The sequence below is a fragment of the Reichenbachiella agariperforans genome, assembly GCF_900142205.1.
Taxonomy (GTDB): domain Bacteria; phylum Bacteroidota; class Bacteroidia; order Cytophagales; family Cyclobacteriaceae; genus Reichenbachiella; species Reichenbachiella agariperforans.
Genome location: NZ_FRAA01000008.1, coordinates 143,163 through 160,877, shown reverse-complemented (window position 1 = coordinate 160,877; position 17,715 = coordinate 143,163). Strand labels below are relative to the sequence as shown.

Annotated in this window: 11 protein-coding genes and 1 tRNA gene; 11 read left to right on the top strand and 1 reads right to left on the bottom strand. The window is 40.8% G+C overall.

All coding sequences use genetic code 11. The annotated features are described in order from the left end of the window. The first annotated feature begins 2 nt into the window (after positions 1–2). The 7 genes from BUB99_RS17450 (at position 3) to BUB99_RS17420 (ending at position 7,993) form a co-directional block, all read left to right on the top strand. Positions 3–1,286: a DUF5690 family protein gene (locus tag BUB99_RS17450; RefSeq protein WP_084190633.1), complete on the top strand. Its 1,284-nt coding sequence runs from the start codon at positions 3–5 to the stop codon at positions 1,284–1,286. Position 1,287: 1 nt separating this feature from the next. Then, on the top strand, positions 1,288–2,448 hold the full coding sequence (locus BUB99_RS17445; protein ID WP_084190632.1) for a TIGR03364 family FAD-dependent oxidoreductase: 1,161 nt from the start codon (positions 1,288–1,290) through the stop codon (positions 2,446–2,448). Positions 2,449–2,952: 504 nt separating this feature from the next. Beyond that, a complete protein-coding gene (locus BUB99_RS17440) occupies positions 2,953–3,168 on the top strand; it encodes a tyrosine-type recombinase/integrase (protein ID WP_139281081.1) in 216 nt (71 codons plus the stop codon). Positions 3,169–3,285: 117 nt separating this feature from the next. Beyond that, the gene (locus tag BUB99_RS17435) at positions 3,286–4,620 is read left to right on the top strand and encodes an AAA family ATPase (protein ID WP_073124672.1); all 1,335 of its coding nucleotides are present in this window, start codon (positions 3,286–3,288) and stop codon (positions 4,618–4,620) included. Positions 4,621–4,822: 202 nt separating this feature from the next. After that, a complete protein-coding gene (locus tag BUB99_RS17430; RefSeq protein WP_073124748.1) occupies positions 4,823–5,389 on the top strand; it encodes a cysteine hydrolase family protein in 567 nt (188 codons plus the stop codon). A 444-nt stretch (positions 5,390–5,833) separates the two neighbouring features. Continuing rightward, complete coding sequence (gene rpsA, locus BUB99_RS17425; RefSeq protein WP_084190631.1) at positions 5,834–7,792, top strand: 30S ribosomal protein S1; 1,959 nt, start codon at positions 5,834–5,836, stop codon at positions 7,790–7,792. Positions 7,793–7,919: 127 nt separating this feature from the next. Further along, a tRNA-Cys gene (locus tag BUB99_RS17420) sits at positions 7,920–7,993 on the top strand. A gap of 319 nt (positions 7,994–8,312) precedes the next feature. Here the strand turns inward: BUB99_RS17420 and BUB99_RS17415 are convergent. Next, entirely contained in the window at positions 8,313–9,611 is a 1,299-nt protein-coding gene (locus BUB99_RS17415; RefSeq protein WP_073124671.1) for a cryptochrome/photolyase family protein, read from the bottom strand. Between the two features lie 274 nt (positions 9,612–9,885). Between BUB99_RS17415 and BUB99_RS17410 the strand changes: the two genes are divergently transcribed. The 4 genes from BUB99_RS17410 to BUB99_RS17395 all read left to right on the top strand — a co-directional run bounded on the left by BUB99_RS17410 (position 9,886) and on the right by BUB99_RS17395 (position 17,654). Then, positions 9,886–10,887 (top strand): glycoside hydrolase family 11 protein, encoded by a 1,002-nt coding sequence (locus tag BUB99_RS17410; protein WP_170863835.1) that lies wholly within the window; start codon positions 9,886–9,888, stop codon positions 10,885–10,887. Between the two features lie 710 nt (positions 10,888–11,597). After that, positions 11,598–14,708, top strand: a complete 3,111-nt coding sequence (locus BUB99_RS17405) for a SusC/RagA family TonB-linked outer membrane protein (RefSeq protein ID WP_073124667.1) — start codon at positions 11,598–11,600, stop codon at positions 14,706–14,708. Between the two features lie 11 nt (positions 14,709–14,719). Next, positions 14,720–16,360 carry a RagB/SusD family nutrient uptake outer membrane protein gene (locus tag BUB99_RS17400; RefSeq protein WP_073124666.1) on the top strand — a complete coding sequence of 547 codons (1,641 nt, stop codon included), beginning with the start codon at positions 14,720–14,722 and terminating at the stop codon, positions 16,358–16,360. Positions 16,361–16,385: 25 nt separating this feature from the next. After that, entirely contained in the window at positions 16,386–17,654 is a 1,269-nt protein-coding gene (locus BUB99_RS17395; RefSeq protein WP_073124664.1) for a hypothetical protein, read from the top strand. The last annotated feature ends 61 nt before the right edge of the window (positions 17,655–17,715 follow it).

Below are 17,715 nucleotides of genomic sequence, written 5' to 3'. Positions count from 1 at the left end.
ACATGGATGTGACCTTGCCTGCTGCTTTCTCCCAAAAATCCAAAAACGCTTGGTTCCTCGTGATCTCTATGGGTTTGGTGGCATTTTCGACTTATTCATGCATGTATGCTTTTCGAAAGGCTTTTTCTGTGGGTGTATTTGCGGATGTTACCTATCTGGGGTTGGAGTTCAAGAGTCTGCTGATCATCGCTCAGGCACTGGGGTATATGTTCTCGAAGTTCATAGGGATCAAGTTCATTTCTGAACTAAAGAAGAGCCAGCGGGCTTGGTTGATCTTGGCGCTGATTGGTTTTGCAGAGTTGGCCTTGGTACTGTTTGCGTTCATCCCAGCTCCCTATAACTTCTGGTGTCTTTTCCTCAATGGTCTGCCCTTGGGTATGATCTGGGGTATCGTGTTTAGTTACCTCGAGGGTAGGTCTAGTACGGAGATATTGGGTGCGATCCTGTCGATCAGTTTCATCATGGCATCCAATCTCTGCAAGTCCGTCGCACAATGGCTCATCATCAACCTCAGTGTATCGGAGTACCACATGCCCTACATTGTTGGGCTGATATTCACCGTGCCACTGTTGGTCTCGGTTTATTTGCTCAACAAAATGCCCGAACCGACAGAGGAGGACAAAGCGGAGCGGATGGCACGTGTCCCCATGGATGCCGCAAGTCGCCGTACAAGCCTCAAAAGTATCGGAGGATTGATGCTGGTCATGGTACTGAGCTACATGATGCTCACCATCTTTAGAGACCTGCGCAGCAATTACGCTTCCGATATTTGGCTGGCTTTGGGCTTTGCGGAGGAGCCGTCGATCTACTTGAGTACGTCGATACCTTCCACCATCATTGTACTGATCGTGATGAGTTCGATTTTCCTGATCAGGGACAACTTCAAGGCACTGTTGGCCATACAGTTGATCATATTGGTGGGCTATGTCACGATTGCACTGAGCACTTTTGGGATGGAACAAAAAGTGGTATCTGGTTCGCTGTGGGTGATTATGATCATGACAGGCGTGTATTTGGCCTATATACCGTTCAACTGCTTTGTGTTTGAGCGGGTCATCCCGGTCTTCAAAATCTCTGGTGCTAACATAGGTTTTTTGATGTACATCGCGGATGCTTTTGGCTACCTAGGCAGTGTGGGAGTGTTGTTGTTTAAGAATTTTTATTCACCCAATGTGGATTGGTTGGACTTTATCGTCCAGTCCGCCTATGTGGTGGCCGTGATAGGGATCGTGATGACGGGCTTTACGGTAGTTTATTTGTTGCGAAAGATTAGAATAGCGAATTGAGATGAGTACAATGAAATATGATTTGATCGTAGTGGGTGGCGGTATCTTGGGTACCTTTCATGCCTACCATGCACTGATGGCAGGCAGGTCCGTCGCGATGATCGAGCGAGACCATGAACCGATGAGTGCCACCGTGCGAAACTTCGGACAGGTCGTCCCCTCGGGTATGGATGCCAAATGGCAAAAATATGGACGCAGGAGTCTAGAGATATACAAAGACATACAGGCTAAGACAGATATATCGATTCGTCAAAACGGCTCGATCTACATTGCCTCAGACGAGGAAGAAATGACACTGATCCACGAACTGCATCAGATCAATCAGGTCAATGGATATGCTTCACAGTTGAAATCCCCTACCGAATGTCTAGAGACTTATCAGGGTTTGAAAGCGGACTATGTGAAGGGAGGCTTGTTTTTTCCAGATGAGGTGACCGTAGAGCCGAGAGTGGCGGTACATCAGATCAGAGCCTACTTGATCGAGCAGTACGGTTTGCAGTATCTCTCGAACCGCTGTGTGACAGAGATTGAGTCTGCCAGTGACAACCAGTGGGTATTTTGCAATTCAGGCGAAGTATTCATGTCCGAAAAGGTCGTCGTATGCACGGGCAGTGATTTCAAAAATCTGTATCCAAAACTCTACCAGGAGAGCGATCTCGAAGTGACCAAGCTGCAGATGATGCAGACAGTACCGCAAAGGAATCAGTTCATACCTGGCTCTGTGCTGACAGGACTGAGCATCCGACGTTATGAGAGTTTTAGCGAATGCAACTCCTACGCAGCAATCAAGGCCAAAGAAGACCCACAGTCCAAACACAAAGAATGGGGGATTCACATCCTATTCAAGCAAGCGATGGATGGCAGTGTCATCATCGGTGATTCCCACGAATATGCAGATGCCGCCCAAGCAGATGCCTTGGGTTTCGATATCAATCAGGAGATGAATGCGTACATGATCCGGTTAGCCAAGGAAATCTTCGACCTAGAATCTTGGGAGCTGCAGCGCACCTGGTTTGGGGTTTACAGCCAGTGCAAAAACAAGGATGTTTTCGAGCATACCATTGACCAGCACATCCACATTGTCACCGGGATAGGAGGCAAGGGCATGACAGGTAGCGCAGGATTCGCCGAGGAGAGTATTCGGAGGATTTTTGGAGAATAAGGGACTGGATTCTTGGGGATTCAAGTGGGGATATTGTCTGGTTTGAGTGCTGTTTTGCTTCTATGAATCTTGTACCAAAGGCAAGTCAATAAACTGCCCCTCAGGTCTTCTAGAGGCATAAAATGTACTTGTTCAAAAAGTCTGCGCAGACTTTGCTCCAAACCTACCGAAGCTTTACCAAAAACCTACTGATACTTTGCCACAAACCTGCTGTGACTTTATGCTAAACCTGTACAGGTTTGCCAGAAAACCCGCGCATCATTGCTAGAAATCCGCGCAGACTTTAGATCAAACCCGCGCAGACTTTGCTCCGAATCTGCGCAGACTTTAGGTCAAACCCGTGCAGACTTTGAGCCGAACCTGCACGGGTTTTTGAAAAGACAAAAACAGGCTTTTTTTGGTACCTCATAATCGATAGATATTGGAGGGGTTTTTAGGTATCCTATGGGTACTTCCTAAGAAAATATTAATGCACTATTTGCGTGGATTAGAATCTGAAATCAGGTGTTTTTGAGATTGTTGTCTATTCAATACAGCGCTACTAGCCTGGCTAAAATTATAAAAGTCGCTGCAAGAAATGCAAAAATATTAAAGGTCGTTACACCACATATGCTGCGTCACAGTTTTGCAACACATCTGTTAGAAGCAGGCATAGATTTACGCACTATTCAAACATTATTGGGACACAACTCTCTAGAAACCACCCAAATGTATACCTAGTGTAGCCACCTCAAGTTTGCGAGATATCAAAAATCCATTAGATTCGCTCTGATACAACCGAAGTAAACACCACAAAGGTGTGTTTATTGAATTGTTGGCATTAATTAAAACTTAACCATGATAAAATCCTTGCTTAATTTTTTAGGGATCAACCGATATTCACTTGAATCTGTTTTCACTCCTTCTAATGCAGCTAAAATCAACTATATAAATCGTCCAGAATTGGAACGAAAAGTAGATAAGGCACTGAAAATTGTTGGTACTCAGCTTATTGTATATGGACATTCTGGAAGTGGAAAAACTACTCTAATAAGAAGGGCTTTAAATAGATCAGAGAGAAATTTCATTAAAACGAGCTGCATTTCCACAAGTACTTTAGAAGAGCTGATAATAAACGCATTTGATAAATTAAACCCGTTTTATACCTCAAAAAAATCGCACAAATTTTCCACGAAAATATCATCTTCACTAAAAGCAACGTATTCAGGAATTGAATCTTCTCTGCAATCTGAGTTTTCAACTGAAACATCAACTGAGTTTCAAAGAGTTCTTCCTGTTCAATTAACTTATGAAAAGCTTGCAGAGTTTCTTGGAGCGGCTAATTGCGTATGGCTAATTGATGACTTCCATAAAGTTAGCGATGAAGAAAAGAAAAAATTAGCAGAGGTAATGAAAGCCTTTGTGGATATTTCAGATGAATATCCAAAAGTTAAGATAATTGCAATAGGCGCAGTGAATTCACCTAGAGAAGTAGTAAACTATAACGATGAATTAAAACCTCGGTTATCAGAAACATTAGTCCCACTTCTTGATGATGAAGAACTTAAAGAAATACTTCTAAATGGATCTAGACTTCTAAATATTACATTCACAAACAAACTGATCAATCAAACAATAAGTTATTCAAATTCATTAGGCTCTATATGTCATATTTTAGCATATAATCATTGTGATTCATCAGGTATTGATAAAACTCGTAGATTCAATCAAGACATATCTGAATCGGTAATAAATACTTCCATAGAGGATTATGTTAAGGATAAAGCAGATACGTTTCAACAAAAATTAGATAATGTTTTAAAACAACGTGAAAGGAAATTTAAAAACGTTCACTTCATATTAAATGCAATAATTGAACTTAATAAGGAGAACGTAACTCACAATGAAATACTTTCAAAAATTCAAGAAACCACCAGAGATTATCCGCAGGGAAATTGCACAACATATTTGAAAAAGTTAATCTCCAGTGAAGGCAATGAAATATTGAGACTCGATGAGAACGCTGGAACCTACTCTTTTTCAGATCCCTTTTTTAAAGCATTTTGCAAAATGGCTTTGTCCAAACTTGACGAGGATGAATCTCAAGACCTAGGCAATATAAGAGAGTTGCTAATTAAGAGTCTGTTGGAAAAATTCAGAGTGGAACTAAAAACTAATGCCAACATTCTGTGATGAAATCATGCGTGGGCAATGCTAGACGGGAGTTTTCTGCATTCTGGAAGCCCCGCCAAATCTCCGATTTGGTCTATTGTGAACAAAAAAAATGTAATAGACCAAATCAGAGATTTGGCTATTTTCAATCCGAAACATGATCTTCACCAAAACGCACGATTCATACAGTGTCGTTGTGCTTAATGTAAAAAATGACCGAATAATGAAATTAAGAGATAAAAAACCTGCACTAATACTAATCGATGTACAAAAAGCATTTTTGGACGAAGATTATTGGGGAGGAAACAGGAACAATAAAAATGCAGAGTTTGTTTGTGCTAAAATTTTGGAGAAATGGAGAGAATTAGATTTACCAATATTTCATATAAGACATAGTTCAACTAATCTGAATTCCAAGTTAAACCAATCTAATGAAGGATTTGAATTCAATGAAAACGTAATACCCTTAGAGAAAGAACCGATAATTACAAAAGAGGTTAATAGTGCATTTATTGGAACAGACCTAAAAGAGCAATTAGACAAATTAAATATTGACACTCTAGTTATTGTAGGAATAACGACTAATCATTGCGTATCAACAACGACACGAATGGCTGGTAATTTTGGATACGAAACTTATCTAATTTCCGATGCAACTGCAACATTTGACAGAATTGGAATTAACGGAGAAAAATATGATTCAGAAACCATTCATTTGACTACTCTTGCTAATTTGAATGATGAATTTGCAAGTGTTTGGGATTTTAAGAAATTAATGTCTGAAATTTAGCAGAACGAAGAAAACACTAAGCACAACAATGTGTAAAATTAATTGCTACTAAAGGTGATCATACCCCAATAGTTAGGACAGGAATCAAAGGATTCTTATTTTATGCCATTGGATATGGTATCGCAATAATTACTTTCTTAACACGTTCATGTACCCGCTCCATTTCATTTCATCATTTTTATTATCGGCTCAACCTGGTTTGTTGTTTCAACTATAAAATACTTATTTAAACACTATTTCTATTTCCTATTGAATAATCAGGGGTAAAAAACACAGTTGAAAGCGGCTGATTTCAACAACTTAGTGTATTAGTTCGGGTTTAACGATTAAATACTTAACTTTGCGCTCCATTCAAGTGGGTGGGTTCTGATCTAATCAGAATATGTAACAAATAATGATGCGCTCATGCCCGTGATTGCATTGTATAACTAGGGCACAGTAATAATGGCACAAGAAGAAAAAGAGGTTGCTAAAGAAGAAGTAACTGAAAAAGCAACAGAGGCAACTCCAGTAGCTGAGACAGCGACAGAAGAAGTAGCAGCTGAAAAGCCTGCAAAGAAAGTAGTCGTAGAAGAAGAATTTGATTGGGATAATATCCAACCAAAAGGTTTCGGTGACGGTTACTCTAAAGCACAAAAAGAAGATCTAGAAGCACTATACGGTGATTCACTGAATACTATCGAAGAAAAAGAGGTAGTGAAAGGTGTGATCGTTAGCATGACTGCTAGAGACGTGATTATCAACATCGGGTTTAAATCTGATGGTTTGGTATCTGCTTCAGAATTCAGAGATCAGCCGGATTTGAAGGCAGGTGATGAAGTAGAAGTATTCATTGAAGAGCAAGAAGATAACAACGGTCAGCTCGTTCTTTCTAGAAGAAAAGCGAAGATCGTAAGTGCTTGGGAAAATATACAAAAATCTTTCGACCAAGATCTCGTGATCGACGGTATGGTCAAGAGAAGAACCAAAGGTGGTTTGATCGTCGATATCTTCGGAGTGGAAGCGTTCCTACCTGGTTCACAAATTGATGTGAAGCCAATTAGAGATTTCGATATCTTCGTTGACAAGAAGATGGAAGTGAAGGTTGTGAAAATTAACTACACGAACGATAACGTAGTAGTATCTCACAAAATCCTGATCGAGAAAGATCTAGAGAAGCAAAAAGCACAAATCCTAGAGAACCTAGAGAAAGGTCAAGTACTAGAAGGAGTAATCAAAAACATGACCAACTTCGGTGTATTCATCGATTTGGGTGGTGTAGATGGTCTGCTTCACATTACAGATATCTCATGGGGTAGAGTTAATCACCCAGAGGAAGTATTGGATCTAGATGCTAAAGTGAATGTTGTTGTTCTTGATTTTGACGATGACAAGAAGAGAATTTCTCTCGGTATGAAGCAGTTGTCAGAGCATCCATGGGATTCTCTAGACGCTACTGTTGAGATCGGTACTAAGGTGAAAGGTAAGATTGTAAACGTTGCTGATTACGGTGCGTTCCTAGAAATTCAGCCAGGTGTTGAAGGTCTAATTCACGTATCTGAGATGTCTTGGTCACAGCATTTGAGAAATCCTCAGGATTTCATCAATATCGGTGACGAGCTAGAAGCAGTTGTATTGACTATCGATAGAGATGATAGAAAAATGTCTCTAGGGATCAAGCAACTCACTGAAGATCCATGGACTAAGCAAGACGTATTGACGAAGTATGCTGTAGGTACTGATCACAAAGGAGTGGTTAGAAACTTGACTAACTTCGGATTATTCATCGAGCTAGAAGAAGGAATCGACGGTTTGGTTCACGTATCTGATTTGTCATGGACAAAAAAGATCAAGCACCCATCAGAGTTTGTCAGTGTAAACGAAGAGCTAGAAGTGAGAGTACTGGAGCTAGACGTAGACAACAGAAGATTGGCACTAGGACACAAGCAACTAGAAGAAAATCCATGGGATACTTTCGAAACTGTATTCTCAAAAGGAACAACTCACAAGTGTACGGTCAATACGATCATAGACAAAGGAGCTATCCTAGAGCTACCATACGGATTGGAAGGATTCTCATCGACTAGAAACTTGAAGAAAGAAGATGGATCTACTCCAGCAGTAGGTGATAGTCTAGATTTCGTCGTGATTGATTTCTCTAAGGATGAAAGAAGAATCGCTTTGTCTCACGTAGGGACATATAGCGATCACATCGTAGAGAAAGCTCCAGCTAAGCCAGCTAAAAAAGGTGGTAAAGGTGGACAAGGCGGACAGGCGATCAGCAAGCTGAACTCAGAGTCTGAGAAATCTACTTTAGGTGATCTAGCTGCTTTGACTGCTCTAAAAGAGCAAATGGAAGGTGGTGCTAAAAAGCCCGCTGCTAAGAAAGAAGAAGGCGATTCAAAAGACGAATCAGCTAAATAATAATACATAAAAAGGGTGTGTGATATGCGCACCCTTTTTATTCTTATCTCGTAAGAGATATTAGTTGTATTAGATCAAGAATTGTTTGCGCATCGCCTAAATAATTCTATTTTTGCAACATCAAAACGGTCCTGTGGCCGAGTGGCTAGGCAGTGCTCTGCAAAAGCATCCACAGCGGTTCGAATCCGCTCGGGACCTCCAGATTGATAAGGACTACTCAAGAATGAGTAGTCCTTTTTTTGTTTGTGCACAAAGGTTTTTGACGTGTAGTAAGGGATCAATCTGTATTTATGGAGGAGAGGTAGATCATTTCGTTATTCAAGATTTATTGTTCAGGACTCATCATTGTTTTTTATAAAACAATCACCTACTATGAGTCTTTGAGGTAATATTTAAATGATTGGAATAATGAATATCGAAGGCTCAATGTCTAGCATTAATTTTATCCCTCAATTTACCGACTGATCCGAAAGTAGCCTAGTGTTAGGGCTACTGTCAGTATGATCAGAATAGGCTACCACTATTGATTAGTGAGTGCGAGTCCTTTCTTGTAGGTTGATATGGCTCTTTCTCGGGCTTGTTTGTGGTCTACTATTGGCATGGGGTAGTGGAGTTGGTTTAGCTCAGGGACCCACTTTTTGATGTAAGTCATTTTGGAATCAAACTTTTTGACCTGCTCGTATGGGTTGAATATGCGGAAGTAGGGTGCAGCGTCACAGCCTGTTCCTGCAGCCCATTGCCAATTTCCGTTGTTGGAAGAGAGTTCGTAATCTAGCAGTTTGCTGGCAAAATAAGCTTCTCCCCACTGCCAGTCAATTAGGAGGTGTTTGCACAAAAATCCTGCAACGATCATCCTGACCCTATTGTGCATATAACCTGTAGCATTTAGCTCACGCATACCTGCGTCTACTATTGGGTATCCTGTTTCTCCTTTTTTCCACTTTTCAAATTCTTCTGGGTTGTTTCTCCATTGAATATGGTCGTATTTGTTCTTGAAATTGGAATTGACCACCTTGGGGAAATGATATAGAATCTGCATGAAGAACTCTCTCCAAATGAGCTCGCTGAGAAAGATTACATTGCCATCCATCTGTGATATGATCTGGCGGATGCTAACAGTACCAAAACGTAGATGAGGAGATAGATGAGAGGTTTGATTTAGGCTAGGGTAGTTTCTGGTTTCTTCGTAGGTGTCTAATTCATCTAGTGTGTAATCTAAAACTTCAATAGTGGATCTTTCGAACCCTAGTTCAGCAATGCTGGGGAATTGATTGTTGAGATTGAGGAAGTTTGTACCTACTTCGGAGGGGTACATATTGAAACCTTTCAGTTCAAATTGGCTCAGCCATTTATTTTTGTAGGGAGTGAAGACAGTGTAGGGTGATCCATCAGCTTTAAGAATATCGTCCTTTGCGTAGACCACTTGATCTTTGTGCAGGTTAAATTGTATGTTACTTTGGGCTAGGAGCTGTGCTATGTTTTTGTCCCGCTGAATGGCATAGGGTTCGTAATCTTCATTGGCGTATACCGTATCGATATTGAACTCTTTGATGATACTTTTCCATATCTCCAGCGGATCTCCTTGTTTGCAATACAGTTGACTACTCTTACCTACTAGTGTTTTGGATATATGTGTTAGTTGATCGTAGATGAAAGTGATTCTAGGATCTGCTTTGTCTAGTTCAGCGGTAATATTATCATCAAAGATGAAAATAGGTAAGACGGGGGAGTTGCTACTAAGTGCACGCCATAGTCCATGGTTGTCTTCTAACCTGAGGTCTCTTCGAAACCAAAATATAGATATTTTTTCTTCTTTCATTGTTCGCTATAGGAGAGTTCGGGGCTGACCAAAGTTGCTAGGATTGATTCTAATCACTAAAGTATCATGTTTTTTACTCTTTAGTGTAACGCCTCACGTTACATTGAACATCCTTTAGTAGACGGTTGGGCTAAAAGGCATCTTGATTTGGGCATTCTATGATTTAGTCTTATTCCCTCGGTCGTGTTTGTTTGTGCCTACATAGAAAGGGGTACGAATGGGTATTGTGTTCAATATCTTCAACCCAAATTCGGCAACTGAACTTCGTTTCATTATGGAAAAGGCTAGTTTTTACAGGGTAGAAAAAGTAATATGTTTATCATTGATCGGTGTGCTTCTGAGTATTCAGAATTTGCATTCTCAGACGTTTTGTATTGAAAGTGGATCTGATCAGGTTGCAGGTGTGCAAGATGATTATCGATATGAACTATGGAATCAAAACTCAGAGGGAACCGCATGTATGACGCTCGGGAGTGGAGCTTTGTTTAGTGGTGAATGGGATGATATACTAAACTATTTGGCCCGTCGTGGTTTGGATTATGACCAGACACAAGAACATGAGGAAATCGGTAGGTTCTATGCGACCTATGATTGTGACTATAATCCTGAAAGTGCTACGGGGAATTCGTATTTATCCATCTATGGATGGACGGTAGATCCATTGATTGAGTTTTATATAGTCGAGGACTGGCGAAACTGGATCCCCTCTATGGCTAATGGAGTTTCTTCAAAAGGTTCGATTTCTGTCAATGGAGCAACCTACGATATATATGAGAATACGAGAGTGAATCAACCATCAATCTTAGGTAATACTACTTTTCAACAGTATTTCAGCATTAGGAGAGATGAACGAAATGCAGGGACGATTAATATTTCTGAGCATTTTGATCGGTGGGAGTCACTAGGGATGGATTTGGGCAAGTTGTACGAAGTGTCATTTGTGGTGGAAGGCTATAAAAGTACTGGAAGTTTTGAGTTCACAGCGCTGGATGTATTTGTGAACAAGGATGAACCTATATTAGGGAGTGATACCAATGCCGTCACCTCATGGCTAGATGTATATCCAAACCCTAGCTCAGGAAAGGTCTCGATCAACATAGACCCATCTGTGTCTAATCCGGCCATTAATATTTATGATAATACAGGTAAACTTGTTTTGTCTCAGAAGAATATACGAGACCATCAAGTTCAGCTTTCCAAGCTCGTTAGCGGTATTTATATTATCAATATACACAGTAGCGGAAGGAGCTACACTACTAAGTTATTGGTTAATTGAAGGAAGGAGGTGTCTCTCGAAAGTGAGGAGTAGCCAAGAGACTCTTTAAAAGAACCTTAACCATGCCCGCTTGGGACGGGGGGATTAGTTAAGACTGGCCTTTCTGCTAGGTGATTTATAGTTATAAAACTTCCTTTAGATACCTATCTAAACAATTGTTTATAAGCAAACAATAATCTAGGACTAGGCAAGGTATGTTGCTTTTCGTTCTGGTTAAGGACATTTTCTGAACGGGTAGGGTTAGCATAGCGCTTGATTTTTCGTTGCGTGATGGTTAATCAGTATACATTCTATTACCGTATCGGAGACAAATGTTATGTCTGGGAGGCACATTTCTACCGTTATTTTGTAGTTAATAGACCAAAAGTGCTGTTTAGCAAATATTTATTGAGGGGGGAGGATTTATATGTATGCTTTCCTATTCAGTCTATTTTAATAGCTAATTTATTTGCTTTTCGCATAGGTGCATGAATTCACTTTTATTCTTCATGTTGTGATTAAAACGTGTAATGCGTTGATTTATGAGGGTTTTTGAAGAAGCGAGGTTGGGAAAGTGTCAAAAGATTATTGCTGATCAAGTGTTAATTTTTGAATAGCCGAATAAATCTTGAATAGTCACTTTTGGGATATCGCTCATTTGCACAAAAGACTAATTACAATGAAGTGAGTGATGGTTTGTTCAATCATTTCTAATATTTAAAAGACTAAGTATGATTAAAGAATTACTATTTGGATCATTCCTGAGACAATTGGGAAGAGTTCAGCTGGGATTAATAGGTTTACTCTTCATGAGTTTCGCCTCGTTTGCCCAGACACAGATAAGTGGTAAGGTGGTAGGTGATTTAGGAGAAGGACTTCCTGGCGCAACCATTTTAGCAGAAGGTACATCTGCCGGTACAGTGACTGACTTTGATGGGAACTACAAACTGTCAGTGCCAGAGGGTACGACTAATCTTGTCGTTAGCTACATCGGCTATACTACGAAGACTGTAGGTATCAACGGACGATCTACTATTGACGTTGGACTAGAAGTTGACGCAGAGACGTTGACCGAAGTGGTTATTGTAGGTTATGGTACACAAAAGAAGAAGGATTTAACAGGGTCTATTACTGGAGTAAGTGCTGAAGAGATTACAGGTAGAGGGGTGACAAACCCTATTCAAGCGCTGCAAGGAGCCGCACCTGGTGTCCAAGTGAGTAATTCTACTGGTAGAGTAGGAGATAGTTTCGATGTAGTGGTTAGAGGGCAAGGCTCGTTTACTGGAGGTTCCCCTCTTTATGTGGTAGATGGTGTGATTGTAGAAGATATTGACTTCTTGAACCCACAGGATATTGCAAAACTAGATATCCTAAAAGATGCTTCTTCTTCAGCTATTTATGGTTCTAGAGGAGCTAATGGAGTTGTGATGATCAAAACCAAAGGTGGATCTAGTGTACCGAGCGGCACGACAGTAAGCTATGATGCATTTTATGGATTTAAAAATCCAGCGCGTTTGCCAGAGATGATGAGCTATAGTGATTGGAATGATTATCACTTGTCTGCTTACATGGCCACTACGAGTGGGTATGACGATCTAACACCTGATGAGTATTATGACAAAGTATATCCGACGAGCTCTAACTCAGTATTGAGAGAGCGAGTACAGAATTTGGATGGATTTGATTGGTACGATGCAGTATTGCAGCCTGGTATGCAGTCTAATAACTACGTGTCTATCGCACACAGAAACGGTGGGTCATCTTATACGATCGGTGCAGGTTACCAAAAAGAAACAGGTAACATTGAGAACGAAGGATTAGAGAAGTTTACATTGAGATCCAACATCGATCAAGAGATCAATGATAAATTCAAAGTAGGAGCGGCGTTTACATTAGCGAAGACAGAGACGCAAAGAGGTAGCCGATATGCGATGCAGGAGGCCTTCCGTTTGAACCCTTTCTTGCATCCGTATGCCATAGATGAGAATGGTGCTGAAACAAGTGAGTTGTTTCCACTGCCAGGTAAGTTGACGGATGTGGATGGCAACTATGTAATCAACAAAACGAGTACATACAATCCACTGTTGGAGATTGCTAACTCTAGTGATCTACAGAGCCAGTGGAACACCATTGGTAACATGTACCTACAGTACAAGCCAGTAGAGTGGCTGATGCTGAAGTCTAGTTTTTCTGGAGGGTTGAAATCTTACAGTAGAGGTAAGTTTTCTGGAGTATTGACCAATGATGGTTCTAAAAATAATGATTTGGCTTCTTCTGAGTTAGAGAGTTATCAAAACTTCAATTATACCTGGGACAATCAAGTGAACTTCACTAAAGAATACGGTAAGCACAATATCAATTTGATGGGACTGCAGAGTGTTTTTGTGACTCAAACAGATAGATCGAATATGTCTTCGAACAATCAGCCGTTTGAGACAGGGTTTTATAATGTAGGGTCTGGTTTGCAATCAAGCTACAACTTAGGTAACAGCTTTAGCAAGAGTCAATTGCTTTCTTATGCGTTGCGTTTGAACTATGCTTACAATGACAAGTATCTTTTGACTGTGACCAATAGATGGGATGGGTCTTCTATTCTTGCAGAAGGCCACCAGTGGACATCTTTTCCATCAGTAGCAGTGGCTTGGAGATTGAGCAATGAAGCATTCTTGAATGGGATTTCAGAAATAGATGATTTGAAATTAAGAGTAGGATATGGTACTGCAGGTAATAATAATGTGCCTACTTATTCTTCTGTCAACACTTTGACTCAGCCAACATACTATGACTACAATGGTTCTACTGCGAATGGCTGGGTAGCGAATAACATCGCAAACAAAGCCTTGACATGGGAGACTATGACAGAGTTAAATATAGGGTTAGATTTTGCGTTGCTACAGCGAAGATTAAGAGGTTCTGTTGATGTTTATGATAGACTACATGACGGTATGTTGATGGAGCAAACTTTGCCTTTGGAGACTGGGTACGAAAAAATATGGGCCAATGTAGGTTCTATGAGAAATAAAGGAGTCGAGTTAATGTTGACTACTACCAATGTAGAAACTGATTTGATTACTTGGGAGACTACATTTACTTTTAGTAAAAATGTCAATGTAGTAGAGTCTATTTATGGACAAAGCGAAAATGACGATGTAGGAAATGGGTTCTTCATCGGTGAGTCTTTTGATGCTTATTATAACTACCAGTTCGATGGTGTATGGCAAGCAGACGAAGCAGAGTTAGCGGAGCTATATGACCAAGCAGAAGGCCAAGCGAAAGTTGTAGATGTAAACAACGATGGCAAAATTGATCCAGATGATGATAGAATGATTCTAGGGTCGTCTAATCCAGACTGGACGGGTGGTTTGGTCTCTACTCTAAAAGTAGGTGGGTTTGATTTCAATTTTACACTATCCACGGTACAAGGCGTGCTGGCATATAGTAGGTTCCACGAGAACTTTGAAAATGTAGGAGATAGAGGTCGTCAGAAATTGGATATCGATTTTTATGTCCCTGCCAACAATGTAGGCTTGACACCAAGACCTTCTAACACTTACCCACAAGCGCGTAACGAAGGTACTTACTGGAACCAATCAGGTGCAGGCGTAGGCTACTACAAAGACGCCTCGTATGTTAAAGTGAACAACATTTCTTTGGGTTATTCTTTGCCGAGCAGCGTACTGGAAAAATTGAGAGTTCAGCAGTTGAGAGTATATGTCAACGTATTGAATCCATTTACTTTCACAGACTACACTGGGTTTGATCCTGAGTGGGCTACGGCTTCATTTAGCACTGGTGGGGTGAGTAATGTCATCACACAGTTGGGACTTAATTTGAAATTTTAAAATAAGGAAAGATGAAAAATATATTTTCAATAATAACATTGGCATTGATCTTTCTAGTGGGGTGCGAGAGTTTCCTAGAAGAAGAAAACAAGTCTAATGTCACTGCAGAGGAGTTTTACCTCACAGAGGAGGGGTATGAATCATTGATCAATGCGAGTTATTCTTCGATGAGATCACTGTATGGTCAAGATCCATGGATGTTTGCTTCTGGTACGGATTTGTACACAGATGGTAGAAACCAGTCACCAGTAGGGTTGGCAGGCTATACGCAGCTAAATGGTGCTGCTGAAGGAGTAGACTTTATTTACTTGAAAGCTTATGTGGCTGTGCAACGTGCAAACACTGCTCTGCACTATGCTACATTGACTGCACCTACTGATAACTTAGATCAGTATGTCGGTGAAATGAAGTTTATCAGAGCCAATGCTTACTTTTTGTTGGTTCAATCTTATGGAGGTGTAGCCTTGATCACTGAGTTAGTAGATGAAGCTGTCACTGAATTTGATAGAGCAGAGGCTTCTGCGGTGTATGATTTGATCATTCAGGATTTAGAAGAGGCATTGATTACAGTATCTAAAGATGGTTTTGCAGGTCGAGTGACTGAAAGAGCAGTTCAGGATATGTTAGCAAAGGTTCACTTGACTAGAGCCTATGAGGATTTTGCAGCCAGTGATGATTTCTCTAAAGCGGCTTCTTATGCGGATGCAGCGATAGGATCACAAACGTTAAACCTATCGTTCGAAGAATTATGGACACCAGGTAACGAGATGAACGAGGAAGTAATCTTCTCTGTTCAGTTTGACGCAGCGAGTATCAGTACAGCACCTACAGAGTTAGGTAACCAACAGCAAAATTTCTTTGGTTCGTACACAGGAGGAACAGAGGTAGCAGGAGATGCACCTTACAAGTCATACAACTTGTGTCCAACGAGATTCGCCTTGGATCTTTTCGAGCAAGGAGATGAGCGTTGGGAGGCAACTTTCATGACAGAAGTGTACGCGAGATACTTTGATTACTTTGATGTAGCAGATCACTCGACTTTAGATGTAGTTCATTTCTATGCACCAGCATGGTACACGACTGTGGATAGTACAGCATACGTAAGTGCTTTGTCTACAGATGAGTTGGCGAACTTTAGATATCATAAATATGGAACTTATGATCCAGAAGGTGGAGATATCTCTGGTAACTATGCTACCATCATCGTAAAGAAATTCGATGATCCTACTTCACGATTTGCGTCTGCCGGAAACGATGCTTACACGAGTACAAGAGACGTAGTGGTTTCTAGATTGGCTGAGACTTACTTGGTGGCTGCTGAAGCTTACCTAGGAGCTAACAATGAGCCTACTGCACTAGACAGAATCAACGAAGTGCGCTCAAGAGCAAATGTGGCTGATATGACAGCCCTTGACCTTGACGATATCCTTGACGAGAGAGGTAGAGAGTTGATGGGAGAATACAAGAGATGGTTTGATCTCAAGAGAACAGGTAAACTCGTAGAGAGAGCATCTGCTCACAACCCTCAGGTAGAGACGACTAACTTTACAGGAAACAATAGTACTCAGAAGATTTTGAGACCTATTCCTCAGTCAGCGTTGGATTTGAACCAAAATCCAGATTATAAGCAAAACCCTGCTTATTCTAAGTAATCTGTATCATCAAAATAGAAGAATTATGTTTAGAAAGATAAATTATTTGTTTGCGATACTATTGACTTTGGTAATATTCGCATGTAACGAAGACGATGCAGGTAGTGATGCGTCTATCACGATCAGTATCGATCAAAATCCAGTGGATTACGCACCAGTAGATTTGGATGTAGAGGCACAAGCGGGTTTCTCAGGTCATATATCATCTGAGTCGAATCTAGTGAAAGTGACGATTAGTGTTGATTCTGATCAGGGCCGTATCATGATAGACGAAGCGACGAGCTTCGACGGAAATGCACGTTCGTATGATTTCGACGTACAGCCTGATTATGCCTTGGGCATGACTACATTGATCGCTACTGCTGAAAACGAGAGTGGTGATATCGTAGAGGAGTCTCGTAAGATCAATGTCAAAGGTGGCCCTGTTTTGGCTTTGGATGTGACCGAGTTCATCATTGATTTGTCTGTAGAGGCTACAGGTACGTTGACAGGAAACGTAACCTCAGCAAAAGACATCTTATCTCAAGTGGATTACACACTTATTTCAGGTGACGTACGAGGTGATACCAAAACGGTGACTTTGTCAGGAGCAGATAAGTCTTCTTATGACATCTCAGAAGTTTTTACTTTCGAAATGGGAATGACTGCTCTAGAAGTAGCCGTGACGGACGATAGAGGAAATGTAACGACGAACACACTAACGGTATCAGTAGTAGCTTCTCCAGTATTCTTGTACTATGAGTATATTGGTAAAGAGCTACATGGTACAGACAAGAGAAAAACTGCTGGAAATGGAATAGGCATTGCATTAACTGACGGAAAGGTCTATGACATGGCGACTATCACTGCAGATCCTGACGGTATGGGCATTGACTTCATGATCACCAATGCAGACAATACTACGCCAAAAGTTAGATTCTACTCACCATCAAGTCAGAATGGAGATAAATTCAAACTAAGCGAGATTAATGGTGAATTGAACCTGAATACTACCACTTTCTCTGTGTTGGATAGAGGAGACGAAGCATTCTTTGATGCAGCTACCAAAGATGATATCATGGCTATGACCTTGACAGACGAAGGTGCGAGTACAAGAGATACTGATATCAGAGGTTTAGCAGATGGTTCTTCCAATGTCGATATCGTAGGAGGAAGAGTTATTTACTTCGAAACTCAATGGGGAGCACAGTGCCTAGTGAGATTGAGAGAAGTGAAGGAAAACCCAGAAAGTAGCACAATGAAAGGTGACTACTATGTCATGGACTTCAAAGTGGTTTACCAAGACCTCAACTAAAATTTAGAATACATACAACCAGGGTGCTTGTCACCTTGGTTGTATTCTTCTCTCAATTTCA